Here is a 448-nt window from a genome sequence, read left to right as displayed (position 1 = left end):
ATATGAAATGCGGAATAAGGCTTATTGGTACCGCCTGTTCTTAGAACTCTTGTTTCTTTATCATATATGGCATTATCGATTGGCAATTCACTCCCATCAATAGCGAGAAGACGATATCCTTTATACAGTATGTCTTCATGAGTTCTATCATTAAACTTATTGAAAATATGTTTAAAAGCATCCACCTTGATTTTATTTCTAGCCTGCACAAACGCAGATGCAGTAGGTGTATCAAGTGCATTATCAAAAGACTTAAATAGTTCATCTCTTAAAGAGCCGTTTTCCATGCAGAAGAGGATTTTGATGGTATTTTGAAAATCCAGTTTACGAGAACGAATGAAGTCTGTTCTGGGATTTTCGCAGAAAATAGAGCGTGAATCGTTCATTTTTTTGATAATGTGATTTAAAGTTTTCTCGAGTTGTTTATAGTTGTCCATAATGTATACCT

1 pseudogene is annotated in these 448 nt (G+C 34.4%); it reads right to left on the bottom strand.

Annotated elements, in window-relative coordinates:
* Window positions 1–437 (bottom strand): annotated as a pseudogene (locus tag ACFOZZ_RS08065) (IS4/IS5 family transposase); the annotation flags it as partial.
* Between the last annotated feature and the right edge of the window lie 11 nt (window positions 438–448).

This window comes from Catenibacterium sp. GCM10023432, assembly GCF_042651925.1.
Classification (GTDB): Bacteria; Bacillota_I; Bacilli_A; order Erysipelotrichales; family Coprobacillaceae; genus Catenibacterium; species Catenibacterium mitsuoka.
This window is presented reverse-complemented; position numbering and strand designations above follow the sequence as displayed.